Below are 12,756 nucleotides of genomic sequence, written 5' to 3'. Positions count from 1 at the left end.
CTCGATGACCATCGCCATGCCCTGGCCGCCGCCCACGCACATCGTCTCCAGGCCGAACTGCTTGTCGTGGAACTGGAGGCTGTTGATCAGCGTGCCCGTGATGCGTGCGCCGGTCATGCCGAAGGGGTGGCCGACCGCGATCGCGCCGCCGTTGACGTTGACCTTGTCCAGGTCGAAGCCCAGGTCGCGGTACGACGGGATGACCTGCGCCGCGAACGCCTCGTTGATCTCGACCAGGTCGATGTCGGACGTCGTCAGGCCGGCCCGCCGGAGGGCCTGCTTCGACGCCTCGACCGGGCCGAGGCCCATGATCTCGGGCGAGAGGCCCGAGACACCGGTGGAGACGATGCGGGCGAGCGGGGTCAGGCCGAGCTCACGGGCCTTGGTGTCGCTCATGATGACGAGCGCGGCGGCGCCGTCGTTGAGCGGGCAGCAGTTGCCCGCGGTGACCAGGCCGTCGGGGCGGAAGACGGGCTTGAGGCCCTGGACGCCCTCCAGCGTGACGCCGGCGCGGGGGCCGTCGTCCTTGCTGACGACGGTGCCGTCGGGGGTCGTCACCGGGGTGATCTCCCGCTCCCAGAAGCCGTTCTTGATGGCTTCCTCGGCGAGGTTCTGCGAGCGGACGCCGAACTCGTCCATGTCCTGGCGGGTCACGCCCTTCCAGCGGGCCAGGTTCTCGGCGGTCTGGCCCATGGCGATGTACGCGTCCGGGACGAGGCCGTCCTCGCGCGGGTCGTGCCACGTGGAGCCCTCGGACTCGGCGACGGCGGCCGTGCGGGCCTCGGCCTCGGCGAAGAACGGGTTGTGCGTGTCCGGCAGGCTGTCGGAGTTGCCCTTCACGAAGCGGGAGACCATCTCGACGCCCGCCGAGATGAAGACGTCGCCCTCGCCCGCCTTGATGGCGTGCAGCGCCATGCGCGAGGTCTGGAGCGACGAGGAGCAGTAACGGGTGACGGTGCAGCCCGGGAGGTGGTCCATGCCCATCTGCACGGCGACGATACGGCCCAGGTTGTTGCCCTGCTCGCCCCCGGGGAGACCGCAGCCGAGCATCAGGTCGTCGATGTCACGGGGGTCGAGCTCGGGCACCTTGGCGAGCGCGGCCTGAATGATCGTGGCGGTGAGGTCGTCGGGCCGCAGCTCCTTCAGGGAGCCCTTGAAGGCCCGGCCGATGGGCGAACGGGCGGCAGAGACGATCACGGCTTCGGGCATCACGGCTCCATGAGGGGAAGGAAGACGGGCACGGCTGACTGGGAAGTTACCCGTACGTACCGGGTTGGTCACCGTACGGGCCGTGTGATGCGGGCCTCTTTTCTAAGCGCTTGTTCAGTAAAGTGTACGGCCGTCAGTCCGTCTCGACCCGGGCCTCCGCGGGCTCCCGGTCCGGCGTCGGGGGAACCTCCGGCGCCGGGAGGCGGCGCCGCCTGCGGTGCTTGAGCAGGGCCCACGGCGCCCGAGCTCCCGTGACCTCGGTGCCCGCCTCCGCCGCGGCGGTCGCGGCCGCACGCGCCACGGGGAGCATGTCCTCGTCGCGGTCCACGTCCAGCGCGTCGGTCTCCGGCCAGAGGCCGAGCGCCGCGCACAGGGTCGGGAGCATCGCCATCGCCGCCGTGGCGTACCCCTCGGCGGAGGGGTGGTAGTTGTCCGCGCCGAACATCTCCCTCGGGTTCGCCGCGAACTCGGGGCCGAGCAGGTCGCCCAGCGAGACCGTCCGCCCGCCCTGCTCCACCACCACGATGGTCTGCGCCGCCGCGAGCTGCCGCGACACCCGGCGGGCCAGCCAGCGCAGCGGCTGGTACACCGGCTCGATCGTGCCCAGGTCGGGGCATGTGCCGACGACCACCTCCGCCCCCGCCGTCCGCAGTCTGCGCACCGCCGATGCCAGGTAGCGCACCGACTGCGTCGGCGGCATCCGGTGCGTGACGTCGTTCGCGCCGATCATGATCACGCACACGTCGGGCGTCCGGGTCCGGTCCGCGAGGAGCTGGGTCACCTGCCGCTCGAGATCGTCCGACTGGGCGCCCGGCAGCGCGATGTTGCGCACCTCGACCGGGCGCTCGGCCACCGCCGCGAGCCCCGACGCCAGCAGTGCCCCCGGCGTCTGGCCCGCCCTGCGCACGCCCTGGCCCGCCGCCGTGGAGTCGCCGAGGACCGCGAGATACAGCGGGTTGTCCCGGCCGAAGGCCATCCCGTACAGGCCGTTGCCCCGTGGGGGGATGGGTGCCGTGCCCCCGCCGACCGAGCGCTTCGCCAACTGGACCTCCGCCAGCAGCACGCCAACCGCCGCCGCACTGATCAGGCCGATACCGCCTCCGCCGTAGGCCGCACCCGCCGCGATGCGCCTGGCCACCCTCGCCCTCGACACAGCCACCTCCTCGCGGCCCTCGCAGGCCGCCGTCTTGCCGTACAAGAGCTAACTGCCCCGTAGCCGGTGTCGCCCAATCCCGCGCTCATCCGGCATACGCTGGCCGCACCATTACGGAGACCCCGGAGAACACTGTGCGTATCCACAACTCGATGATCAGCCTCGTCGGCAATACCCCGCTGGTGAAGCTGAACGCCGTGACCGCAGGCATTTCGGCAACCGTCCTCGCCAAGGTCGAGTACTTCAACCCGGGCGGGTCGGTGAAGGACCGCATCGCGCTGCGGATGATCGAGGCGGCCGAGCAGAGCGGAGAGCTGAAGCCCGGCGGCACCATCGTCGAGCCGACCAGCGGCAATACCGGTGTCGGACTCGCCATCGTGGCCCAGCAGAAGGGCTACAAGTGCATCTTCGTGTGCCCGGACAAGGTGTCCACCGACAAGATCAACGTGCTGCGCGCGTACGGCGCCGAGGTCGTCGTGTGCCCCACCGCGGTGGACCCCGAGCACCCGGACTCGTACTACAACGTCTCCGACCGCCTGGTCCGTGAGACCCCCGGCGCCTGGAAGCCCGACCAGTACTCCAACCCCAACAACCCGCGCTCGCACTACGAGACCACCGGTCCCGAGCTGTGGGAGCAGACGGACGGGAGGATCACCCACTTCGTCGCGGGCGTCGGCACCGGCGGCACCATCTCCGGCACCGGGCGTTACCTCAAGGAGGTCAGCGACGGGAAGGTGAAGATCATCGGCGCCGACCCCGAGGGCTCGGTGTACTCCGGCGGCTCCGGCCGGCCCTACCTGGTCGAGGGCGTCGGCGAGGACTTCTGGCCGAGCGCCTACGACCGGACCGTCACCGACGAGATCGTCGCCGTGTCCGACAAGGACTCCTTCCAGATGACCCGCCGCCTCGCCAAGGAGGAGGGCCTGCTCGTCGGCGGCTCCTGCGGCATGGCGGTCGTCGCCGCCCTGCGCGTCGCCGAGCGGCTCGGACCCGACGACATCGTCGTCGTCCTGCTGCCCGACAGCGGCCGCGGCTACCTCTCCAAGATCTTCAACGACGAGTGGATGGCCGACTACGGCTTCCTGGAGGAGACGGGCTCCGCGACGGTGGCGGACGTGCTGCGCCACAAGGAGGGCGGCGCCATCCCCAGCCTGGTGCACATGCACCCGGAGGAGACCGTCGGCCAGGCCATCGAGGTGCTCCGCGAGTACGGCGTCTCCCAGATGCCGATCGTCAAGCCGGGCGCCGGCCACCCGGACGTGATGGCCGCCGAGGTCATCGGCTCGGTCGTGGAGCGCGAGCTGCTCGACGCCCTGTTCACCCAGCGCGCCTCGCTCCACGACCCGCTGGAGAAGCACATGTCCGCCCCGCTGCCGCAGGTGGGTTCCGGTGAGCCCGTGGCCGACCTGATGTCCGTGCTGGGCGACGTCGCGGACGCGGCGATCGTGCTGGTCGAGGGCAAGCCGACAGGTGTGGTGAGCCGTCAGGACCTGCTGGCCTTCCTGGCCGGCGAGGCCAAGTAGCCGCGCACGGACGTCCTTTCTCGTAAACGGTACGAGCGCGACACGTTCGCGCAGCACCCGCTTAACACGCGTCCGGCACATTGGTGGATGTCGGCAGGGGTACCGGGCAGGTGCCCCGGCCGGCAGCCAGCGGCGTCGAGGACTTCCGGAGCGGCTCCCGGACCCCTGGACGCCCCGGACGCGGAGACCGGCCCTGACCCGGTCCGTGTCCTTCGCGGGGACCGCCGTCGTCCCGCCCCCCGGCTCGCCGGGGGTGCGGCGGTCCCCGCGACACTTACTCCGGCGTCCGGCTCCGTGACGCCCGCTGCCAGGGCCACAGGTGCGCCGCGTGGGCCGCGTTCACGCCGACGATGCCGAGCCAGGTGACGACCAGACCCGGCAGGTCCGCGTTGGCGACACCGATCGCCGACAGCGGGATGGCGAGGACCAGCGAGACGATCGCGAAGCCGAAGCGCTCGCCGAAGTGCGACTCGGCGGCCTGCTTCGGCCGGGCGCCGCCGCGCGCGACGACCATCTGCTGCTCGGCGAGCTGACGCCGCACCTGGCGGTCGACCGTGCCGTCGAGCCGCTGCTCGACCTTCTCCAGGAACGACTCGACGAGCGCGGCGTCGTACTCCTCGCCCAGCTCGCGGCGGGCGTGCAAGGTGGCGTCGAGCTCCTTCTTGAGCTCTGGGTCGCGGGCTTCCATACCGCCACGCTACGGTCCCCGCCGGCGGCGCACAGTGGGGCTGGCCCCCGTATCAGACGGGGGTCCGCCGGTCGGCACTCCGGTGCGCCCCGGGCCTGCGGTACACGTACGGCGGCGCCTGCGACGCACCGGCCGCGTCGCCCTCGTCGGCCGGCGCCCGGACGAGGCCGTGGTCCGGGGACAGCGCGCACGCCGGGTCGGTGCGGGTGGCGTCCCCGGTGAGCGCGTACGCCTGGCAGCGGCAGCCGCCGAAGTCCTCGTCGCGCCGCGAACAGCTGCGGCAGGGCTCGGCCATCCAGTCGGTGCCGCGGTAGCGCGTGAACGCCGGGGAGTGGTCCCAGATCCAGGCCAGCGGACGGTCGCGGACGGTGGGCGGGTCCAGATCCGGCAGGCCGGCCGCGGCGGGGCAGGGCAGCACGGTGCCGTCCGGGGCGACGGTGAGCGAGACCGCTCCCCACCCGCCCATGCACGGCTTGGCGACGCCGTCGAAGTAGTCGGGGACGACCCAGACCAGCTCGGGCCGGCCCGGGCCCCCGGATCCGGGGGACAGCCGCTCCCGCCAGCCCTCGACGGCGTCCCGCGCTCGCGCGAGCTGGTCGCGGGTGGGCATGAGTGCCGAGCGGTTGAGCAGACCCCAGCCGTAGAACTGGGTGTTGGCCAGCTCGATGCGGTCCACGCCCCAGGACACGCCCAGTTCGACGATCGCGTCGATGGCGTCGAGGTTCTCGCGGTGCAGGACGACGTTGAGGCCCAGCGGCAGTCCCCTGTCCCGTACGAGCGCGGCGGCCCGCTCCTTGGCGGCGAAGGAGGCGCGTCCGGCGATCCGGTCCGAGGCGCGCGGATCGGCGTGCTGCACGGACAACTGGACGCTGCGCAGACCGGCGCCCGCGAGTGCGCTCAGCCGGGCCTCGTCGAGGGCGGTGCCGCTGGTGACCAGCTGCGTGTAGATCCCGGCGGTGTCGGCCGCCGTGACGATCTGCTCCAGATCGGGGCGCAACAGTGGTTCGCCGCCCGAGAGATGGGTGTGGACGACGCCGAACTCACCGGCCTGGCGCATCACGTCCGTCCACTGCTCGGTGGTCAGTTCGCGCGACCGCCGGGTGAGTTCCAGCGGGTTGGAGCAGTACGGGCACTGGAGCGGGCAGGCATGGGTGAGTTCGGCCAGCATGGCCCAGGGACGGGCGGGGCCGGGCGCGGCGGACGTCATCGGAGCCAGCCCTCCTTGCGCAGTCGGTCGAGGAACGGCGGGACGTCCGTGACGATCGGGGCGCCCGGGAAGCGTCCGGCCAGCTCGTCGACGATCGCGGGCACGGTACGGGTGCCGTCGCACAGGCCGACGACGAGAGCGGCCCGGCCGGTGAGGACGACGACGCGTTCGGGCAGGACCAGCAGGTCCGCCCCCCGGACCCGGTCGTGGCGGCGCACGATGGCCGGGGCCAGGACCGGTTGCCAGCCGGTCGCGGGCGCCGCCTTCACGCTCCCTCCGGACAGCCGGCGTGGGCCACCGCGTCGAGGAGCGACCACAGCACGTCGCACTTGAACCGGAGCGCCGCCACGGCCCGTTCCTGGTCGTCGCGGGTGCGGGCCCAGCGCAGGACGAGACGGAGCGCCTCGGCGCTGTCCTGCCGGCCCTGCGAGACGCGGGTGCGGAAGTAGGCGAGGCCGTCGGGCCGAATCCAGGGGTAGTGGCGCTCGAAGGCGTCGATGCGGGTGCGCATCAGGTCCGGGGCGGACAGTTCGGTGAGCGAGGCGGCGACGGCTTCGAGGGGCGGGCTCAGGCGGCAGAAGTTGACGTAGCCGTCGACCGCCAGCCGTACGCCCGGCAGCACGGTGTCGCCGCTCAGCAGCGCCTCACGGTCCAGTCCGGCCGCCTCCCCGAGCCGCAGCCACCGCTCGATGCCGCCTTCGCCGTCGTGCTGCCCGTCGTGGTCCTGGATGCGGCGCAGCCACATGCGGCGCAGGGCAGGGGTGTCGAGCTTGGCGGTGACGAGCGCGTCCTTGACGGGGATGTGGCGCTGGTAGTGGAAGCGGTTGGTGATCCAGCAGCGGAGTTCCACGGGGGTCAGGTCACCGCTGTGCATGCGGATGTTGAAGGCATGGCGGTCGTGGTACCGCTCCTCCGCCACCTGGCGCAGCCGTCGTTCGAACTCCTCTGTGCTCCAGGGCGCGTCGACCTGGACGAGTGCCGAGGTCACAGTGCGATCACCATCCCGTCGTAGGCCACCTCGATGCCCAGTTCGGCGAGCCGCTTGTGCTGCGGTGCCTCCGGGTCGACGAGGGGGTTGGTGTTGTTGAGGTGGGTGTAGAGGCACCGGGCGGCCAGCGGGGCGAGGCGCTCGGCGGTGCCGGCGGGCCCGTCGATGGGCAGGTGGCCCATGCCGGTGGCGGTGCGGTCGGAGATGCCGGTGCGGCGGGGCTCCTCGTCGTCCCAGAAGGTGCCGTCGACGATGACGAGGTCGGCCTCGGCGGCCGCTTCCTGGAGGCGGTCGGGCCACGCGGCCAGGGCGGGGGCGTAGACGGCGGACGCGCCGGTCGCCGTGTCGTACAGGCGCAGTGCGACGACCCAGGCGTCGTCGTCCGGGGCGTCGGCGGCGTAGCGCGGGCGCTTGCCGGAGACGGGAATGGCGCTGATCCGCACGGCCGACGTGCCGCCGTCCAGCGGTCCGTCCCCGCGCCGGGGCAGTGCGCGCCAGGTCACGGAGGTGTACGGGTCGAGCACCGCGCCCAGCCGCAGCCGGTCGATGAGCGCGTCGCGCACGGGAGCCGTGGCCACGACCTGGAGGCCCTCCGCCTCGCGCAGGCGGGCGATGCCGAGGGTGTGGTCGAGTTCGGCGTCGGTGAGCACCAGCCCGGCGACCGGGGTCTGCCGGATACCGGGCCCGGGCTGCAGCCCCGTCCCGGCCTCGATCTGGTCGCCGATGTCGGGGGTCGCGTTGACGATGTACCACTGGCCGTCACCGGCGTGCACGGCGAGCGAGGCGTGGCGGCGGCGCCGGTGCGGGTGGGCGCGTGCCCCGGAGCATCCGGGGCACGCGCAGTTCCACTGGGGTGTTCCACCGCCCGCGGCGGTGCCGAGCACCTGCAGCAGCATGGCGTGGGCTACCGGGAGTCGCTGTAGTAGCCGGTGACTTCCAGTGCCGTCTCGACGACGGTGTGCCCGGGGGTCTCCCAGGTGGTCTCGTCCGTCGTCTCCGCGGCCGTCTGCTCGAACTGCTCGGTTTCGTTCATGGTTCTGCCTGCCTTTCCGTTGGGATGACGCTCCGCCCGACGCCGAGCCGGCTCGGTACGCCCACCTGGCCGGGACCGAGCCGGCGGGCCGGACATGCGGGGAGCCGTCACGGTGCGGCGTGTCCGCACCCGGCTGGAGCGGCGAGCGAAAGCGCCGCGACCGTATGCAACGGAGTCTTGACCCTTCGTATGCGGCCTACCACTTGGATTGACCCGTCAGGGAGCCACTTGCCCGCCATGAGGGCGGCTGCATATGGTCATGCAGAGCCGGAGGCGACTGAATAGATGTTGCTGGAAGGCTTGATGGAGTCAGGGGGACAGGCATGAATGACAGCCCGGCCACGCGCCTGCAGCAGCTCTTCGAGGGGCACCGACTCACCCCCACCCAGCGGCGCATCGCGCACAGCATGGTCCGCCGGGCCGCGGACGTGCCGTTCCTGTCCAGCGTGGAGCTCGCCGAGCTCGCGGGTGTCAGCCAGCCGTCGGTCACCCGCTTCGCCGTGGCCCTCGGCTTCGACGGCTACCCGGCGCTGCGCCGGCACCTGCGCGAGGTCGCGCCGCCGGAGGCCGTCGCCCGCGAGGACACGGACAACGAGTACCAGCAGGCGGTCCAGGCCGAGATCGAGAACCTGCGGCAGCTGGCCGAGATGCTCGCCGACCCGTCCCTGGTGGAGCGTGCCGGGCGGCTGCTCGCCGCCTCCCGCCCGCTGCCGGTGCTCGGACTGCGCGCCGCGTCCTCGCAGGCCCGCGGCTTCGCGTACTTCGCAGCCAAGGTGCACCCCGACGTACGCCTCCTCGACGAGGGCGGCTCGATGCTCGCCGACCGCATCGACTCGGCGCGGCGGGCCGGGGCGAGCGCGCTGCTGTGCTTCGCACTGCCGCGCCACCCCAGGGAGGTCGTGGCGGCGCTGGAGTACGCCCGCGCGGCCGGACTGAGCGTGGTGACCGTGGCGGACTCGGCGTTCGCGCCCGTCGCGGCCCACAGCGATCTGCTGATCCCCGCCGCCGTCGGCACCGGCCTCGCCTTCGACACGGCATGCGCCCCGATGCTGCTCGGCCGCGTGCTGCTGGAGGCCATGTGCGACGACCTCCCCGACGCCCAGGCGCGGCTTGAGGACTTCGACGCGCAGGCGGCGGAACGCGGCCTGTTCGTCGAGTAGGGCGGGTCCCCGGTTTTCCGGCCCGTTTCTCAGACACCGCTCAGAAACGGCCGCTACCCTCCCGCCGGAACCGAACTCGGCGGAAGGAAAAGGGCAGTGGGGCGCGGGGCACAGTCGTTGGCGCGGGTGGCGGTGACGGTACGGGCCGGGGCGGCGCCCCTGTGGTGGCTCGGCGTGCTCGCCGCGGGGACCGGCATCCTGGTCCCCGGGCTCACCGGCCGCCGCATCGGGGTCATCGCCGGCGCCGCGGTCTTCCTCGTGACCTTCGCCGTCGTCACGCTCGCACGGCGCCGCCGCTACACCCGCCTGGCGGACTGCGCCACGCGCGCCGGGCGCCACGACGTGCTCCAGGACCGGCGCGTGACGCTGCGTCTGCGGCGGCGCGCCCACCGCTGGTGGCTGCTGCTCGCCTTCCTGGCCGCCGTGGGCACGTCGTTCGTCGTACCGGTGGCCGGCGGCGCGCTGCTCGCGGGCGCGGGCGCGGGCCTGTGGGCCAAGGCGCTCTGGATCGGCCGCCGCGAGCGCGCGGACGAGACCCTGCTGTGGCTGCGTACGGACTGGATGGCCAAGGGCCCGGTCGGCAAGCGGGTCAAGGGCTTTCGCACCACGGGGATCGCCGCGGGCGACGCCGCGCCCGGCGGGGCGCGGCGCCGGAGCTGACGCGGGGGCGGAGCCGGCGCGGCACCCGGGACGACCCGCTCAGTCCCGCTCAGTCCTCCGGTCGGAGCCTGAGCACCAGCTTGTTCACGCCCCACAGCAGGATGCCGATGCCGACCAGCACGCCGGCCCGGATGTAGACGTCCGCCGCGCGGTCGGCGAGCGGGCTGGCCAGGATCACCGCCGTGATCGCGCCGAGGACCGGCAGGACCGTCGGCGTACGGAAGTGCCGGTGCTCCACCCGGTCCCTGCGCAGCACCAGCACGGCCACATTGACGACCGCGAACACGCACAGCAGCAGGAACGCGGTGGTGTCGCCGAGCCCCTCGATCTCGCCCGTGGACACCAGCCCGATGGCGATCAGCGTGACGAACACGATGCCGGTGACGGGGGTGCGGCGCCCCCGCAGCACCTTGCCCATGCCGCGCGGCAGCACCTTCTCGTTGGCGAGGCCGTAGCAGAGACGGGAGGCCATCATGATGTTGATCAGCGCCGAGTTGGTGACCGCGAACAGGGCGATGAGGGCGAAGAGCCGGGGCGGGAAGTCGACCCCGCCCGCCTTGACGACCTCCAGCAGCGGGCCGCTGGACTTCTCCAGGGTGCGGTAGTCCACGAGCAGCGACGACACCAGTGCGACGAGCACGTAGATCGTGCCGGTGACCGCGACGCCGGTGAAGATCGCGCGGGGGAAGGTGCGCACCGGATCGTGGGTCTCCTCGGCCATGTTGACCGAGTCCTCGAACCCGACGAAGGCGAAGAACCCGAGCGCGGTGGCCCCCAGCACGCTGGTGATGAGCGCGTAGCCGGTGCCGGACGCCTCGAACTCGCCCAGCCGGGACGGCTCCCCGTCACCGGTGACCACCGCCCAGGCACCGATCGCGAGGATCACCAGGAGACCGGTGACCTCGACGAGGGTGAGCACCACATTGGTCTTCACGGACTCCGACACCCCGCGCAGCGCGAGCGCGGCGAGGGCCAGGACGAAGACGATCGCGAGGAGGGTGGGCGGGATCGCGTCGGTGAACTCCTGGAAGTAGTCCCCGCTGAAGGCGCGGGCCGCGGCGCTCGCGGACGACAGTCCCGAGCACATCACCATGAAGGCGACGATGAACGTCAGGAACGGCACCTTGAACGCCTTCTGCGTGTACAGCGCGGCACCGGCCGCCTTGGGATACTTCCCGACCAGTTCGACGTACGACGCGGCGGTCAGGATCGCGACCACGAAGCCGATGGCGAACGGCAGCCACAGCGCGCCGCCGACCTTGCCCGCGACCTTGCCGGTGGTGGCGTAGATGCCGGTCCCGAGGATGTCGCCGATCACGAAGAGGATCAGCAGCTTCGGCCCGATCGCCCGCTTGAGCGGAGGGGACCCGTCCGGTGTTCCGGTGGACGTCGGCGCGGATGTGCTCATGAGACACCTTTCCCGTGGACCCGACCGTTCCCGATGGAAGGGTTTCTGCCCGGCGGGCCCGGGGTGATGCCTGCGGTGAGCCCGAACGGAGGACGGGTCGGGCCGGGCGGGACTACAGCAGCGCGCCGGGGTCGCCGCCGCCCGCCTCCGCGACGATCTCCCGGAGGGACTGCGCGGCCCGTACGAGGCGGAAGCGGACCCCGTCGGGACCGGCGGTGAAGCCGTGCACCGCGGGCCTGGGCAGACTGTTGTAGCCGTAGTGGCTGGTGAAGTAGTACGCGCCGGTGTCGAGCGCCGCGATCACATCGCCCTGCTCCAGCAGGGGCATGGCCCGCCGCTCGGCGAGCAGGTCGCCGGCGAAGCAGGCCGGTCCCGCGACGTCCTGCTCCACCTCCGGTCCCGACCGCGGCAGGCCCTTGGCGTCGTACGCGGCGATCCGCAGCGGCCAGGACACCGGGTCGTAGACGGTGCGGGTGGCGACCTGGACACCGGCGTGGGTGACGGCGATGGGACGGCCACCGGCGGTCTTCGCGTACTCGACGCGGGCGAGGACCAGGCCGTGCTTGGCGATCAGCGAGCGGCCGAACTCGGTGACCAGACCGTAGCGCCCGTCGAACAGGCCCGGCACGCGCTCCTTCAGCTTCTGCGCGTAGGCGGCGAACGTCGGGGTGTGCTCGTCGGAGGCGAAGTTGACGGGCAGACCGCCGCCGATGTCGATCGTGTCGATCTGGCGGCGGCCGGCCGCCGCGTTGATCTCCTCGGCCAGTTCGTAGACGGCGAGGACGCCCTGGGCCATGCGGGCGAGCGGTATCCCCTGGGAGCCGGAGTGGGTGTGCAGACGGGTCAGCCAGGGCCGTTCCAGAAAGGCGCGCACCACCGCCTCCCGTGCGCCCTCGTCGGCCAGCGCGAAGCCGAACTTGGACGTGGCGGTGGCCGTCGACAGCGCGCCGATCGAGCCGCCGCCGACCTGCGGATTGACCCGCAGGCCCACGGGGGACGCGCTCGGGCCCGCGGCCATCAGGGCGTCGATGCGCCGGAGCTCCTGGGCGTTGTCCGCGTTGACCGCGATGCCGAGGGCGAGGGCCTCGCGCAGCTCGGCACCGGTCTTCGCGGGGGAGTCGAGCACGGTCAGGGCGGGCGGCAGCCCCGCGGCCCGCGCGAGGGCCAGCTCGCCCGGGCTCGCGACCTCCGCGCCGATGCCCTCGGCGTGCAGGAGGGCGAGGACCGGCACCAGCGGCGCGGCCTTCACGGCGAAGGCGTGCAGCACGGGCGCGCCGGTGACGGCGGCGAACGCGTCCCGCAGGGCCGCGGCCGACGAGCGGAGACCGGCCACGTCGAGCAGGGCGGTCACCGGCTCCGCCTCGGAGAGAAGTCCCTGTTCCACAGCCGCTCGCACGGCCAGGTCCCGACGGTCGGCAGTCGCGTCCGCAGTCATGCCCTTCAGCCAATCATCCGGCGGGTCGCGCCGCAGCTGTTGACTAAAACTATTCAGACATACAGGATGTGAATAGAAGATCCCACACTCGGAGTCGTCGCAGTCGAGTCGGGTCGTCGTAGTCGCTGTCGCGAGGAGGCATCGCCATGTCAGGACCCCGCCCCGTTCGGGCGCCGCGCGGTACGGAGCTGAGCGCTCTGGGTTGGCAGCAGGAGGCCGCGTTGCGGATGCTGCAGAACAATCTGGATCCGGAGGTGGCGGAGCACCCGGACAAGCTGGTGGTGTACGGCGG

14 protein-coding genes are annotated in these 12,756 nt (G+C 72.4%); 4 read left to right on the top strand and 10 right to left on the bottom strand.

From position 1 onward, the window contains the following. Nucleotides 1-1,209, bottom strand: a 1,209-nt coding sequence (locus ACF08N_RS28555) for an acetyl-CoA C-acetyltransferase (protein WP_392327580.1), incomplete at its 3' end; no start/stop codon positions are given. Nucleotides 1,210-1,342: 133 nt separating this feature from the next. After that, on the bottom strand, nt 1,343-2,347 hold the full coding sequence (locus ACF08N_RS28550) for an SGNH/GDSL hydrolase family protein (RefSeq protein WP_392327747.1): 1,005 nt from the start codon (nt 2,345-2,347) through the stop codon (nt 1,343-1,345). Between the two features lie 149 nt (nt 2,348-2,496). On the opposite strand from ACF08N_RS28550, the gene ACF08N_RS28545 reads away from it, so the two are divergent. Next, nucleotides 2,497-3,885 (top strand): cystathionine beta-synthase, encoded by a 1,389-nt coding sequence (locus tag ACF08N_RS28545; protein ID WP_392327579.1) that lies wholly within the window; start codon nt 2,497-2,499, stop codon nt 3,883-3,885. A gap of 274 nt (nt 3,886-4,159) precedes the next feature. Here the strand turns inward: ACF08N_RS28545 and ACF08N_RS28540 are convergent, their stop codons facing one another. From ACF08N_RS28540 to ACF08N_RS28515, 6 genes are read right to left on the bottom strand one after another with little or no spacing between them, the layout of a single operon-like run. Then, nucleotides 4,160-4,573 (bottom strand): hypothetical protein, encoded by a 414-nt coding sequence (locus tag ACF08N_RS28540; RefSeq protein ID WP_392327578.1) that lies wholly within the window; start codon nt 4,571-4,573, stop codon nt 4,160-4,162. A 52-nt stretch (nt 4,574-4,625) separates the two neighbouring features. Beyond that, the gene (gene pqqE / locus ACF08N_RS28535) at nt 4,626-5,780 is read right to left on the bottom strand and encodes a pyrroloquinoline quinone biosynthesis protein PqqE (protein ID WP_392327577.1); all 1,155 of its coding nucleotides are present in this window, start codon (nt 5,778-5,780) and stop codon (nt 4,626-4,628) included. Next, nucleotides 5,777-6,049 carry a pyrroloquinoline quinone biosynthesis peptide chaperone PqqD gene (pqqD, locus tag ACF08N_RS28530; protein WP_392327576.1) on the bottom strand — a complete coding sequence of 91 codons (273 nt, stop codon included), beginning with the start codon at nt 6,047-6,049 and terminating at the stop codon, nt 5,777-5,779. Before pqqD ends, pqqE begins: the two co-directional genes overlap by 4 nt. Continuing rightward, nucleotides 6,046-6,768, bottom strand: a complete 723-nt coding sequence (pqqC, locus tag ACF08N_RS28525; protein ID WP_392327575.1) for a pyrroloquinoline-quinone synthase PqqC — start codon at nt 6,766-6,768, stop codon at nt 6,046-6,048. Before pqqC ends, pqqD begins: the two co-directional genes overlap by 4 nt. Next, nucleotides 6,765-7,664, bottom strand: a complete 900-nt coding sequence (pqqB, locus tag ACF08N_RS28520; protein ID WP_392327574.1) for a pyrroloquinoline quinone biosynthesis protein PqqB — start codon at nt 7,662-7,664, stop codon at nt 6,765-6,767. Before pqqB ends, pqqC begins: the two co-directional genes overlap by 4 nt. Before the next feature lie 8 nt (nt 7,665-7,672). Then, nucleotides 7,673-7,801 carry a pyrroloquinoline quinone precursor peptide PqqA gene (locus ACF08N_RS28515; RefSeq protein WP_392327573.1) on the bottom strand — a complete coding sequence of 43 codons (129 nt, stop codon included), beginning with the start codon at nt 7,799-7,801 and terminating at the stop codon, nt 7,673-7,675. Between the two features lie 323 nt (nt 7,802-8,124). Here ACF08N_RS28515 and ACF08N_RS28510 point away from each other — a divergent pair, with 323 nt between their 5' ends. Together ACF08N_RS28510 and ACF08N_RS28505 are read left to right on the top strand one after the other, a co-directional pair. Further along, on the top strand, nt 8,125-8,961 hold the full coding sequence (locus ACF08N_RS28510) for a MurR/RpiR family transcriptional regulator (RefSeq protein ID WP_392327572.1): 837 nt from the start codon (nt 8,125-8,127) through the stop codon (nt 8,959-8,961). 96 nt (nt 8,962-9,057) lie between these two features. Continuing rightward, a complete protein-coding gene (locus tag ACF08N_RS28505) occupies nt 9,058-9,621 on the top strand; it encodes a hypothetical protein (protein WP_392327571.1) in 564 nt (187 codons plus the stop codon). Nucleotides 9,622-9,670: 49 nt separating this feature from the next. Here the strand turns inward: ACF08N_RS28505 and ACF08N_RS28500 are convergent, their stop codons facing one another. Together ACF08N_RS28500 and ACF08N_RS28495 are read right to left on the bottom strand one after the other, a co-directional pair. Then, on the bottom strand, nt 9,671-11,029 hold the full coding sequence (locus ACF08N_RS28500) for an APC family permease (RefSeq protein ID WP_392327570.1): 1,359 nt from the start codon (nt 11,027-11,029) through the stop codon (nt 9,671-9,673). 112 nt (nt 11,030-11,141) lie between these two features. Then, nucleotides 11,142-12,464, bottom strand: a complete 1,323-nt coding sequence (locus tag ACF08N_RS28495; RefSeq protein WP_392327569.1) for a diaminopimelate decarboxylase — start codon at nt 12,462-12,464, stop codon at nt 11,142-11,144. A 146-nt stretch (nt 12,465-12,610) separates the two neighbouring features. Here ACF08N_RS28495 and ACF08N_RS28490 point away from each other — a divergent pair. Further along, nucleotides 12,611-12,756 (top strand): hypothetical protein (locus ACF08N_RS28490; protein WP_392327746.1); only part of this gene is annotated, 146 nt, incomplete at its 3' end.

The organism is Streptomyces sp. NPDC015127 (assembly GCF_043080095.1).
Taxonomy (GTDB): Bacteria; Actinomycetota; Actinomycetes; order Streptomycetales; family Streptomycetaceae; genus Streptomyces.
Note: the sequence above shows the minus strand (reverse complement) of the source record. Positions and strands in the feature narration are given on the sequence as shown.

Coding starts and splice junctions, on each gene's coding strand:
- ACF08N_RS28515 (WP_392327573.1), bottom strand. CDS start 7,801: ATGAACGAAACCGAGCAGTTCGAGCAGACGGCCGCGGAGACGACGGAC.
- pqqB (WP_392327574.1), bottom strand. CDS start 7,664: ATGCTGCTGCAGGTGCTCGGCACCGCCGCGGGCGGTGGAACACCCCAG.
- ACF08N_RS28510 (WP_392327572.1), top strand. CDS start 8,125: ATGAATGACAGCCCGGCCACGCGCCTGCAGCAGCTCTTCGAGGGGCAC.
- pqqE (WP_392327577.1), bottom strand. CDS start 5,780: ATGACGTCCGCCGCGCCCGGCCCCGCCCGTCCCTGGGCCATGCTGGCC.
- ACF08N_RS28495 (WP_392327569.1), bottom strand. CDS start 12,464: ATGACTGCGGACGCGACTGCCGACCGTCGGGACCTGGCCGTGCGAGCG.
- ACF08N_RS28540 (WP_392327578.1), bottom strand. CDS start 4,573: ATGGAAGCCCGCGACCCAGAGCTCAAGAAGGAGCTCGACGCCACCTTG.
- ACF08N_RS28500 (WP_392327570.1), bottom strand. CDS start 11,029: ATGAGCACATCCGCGCCGACGTCCACCGGAACACCGGACGGGTCCCCT.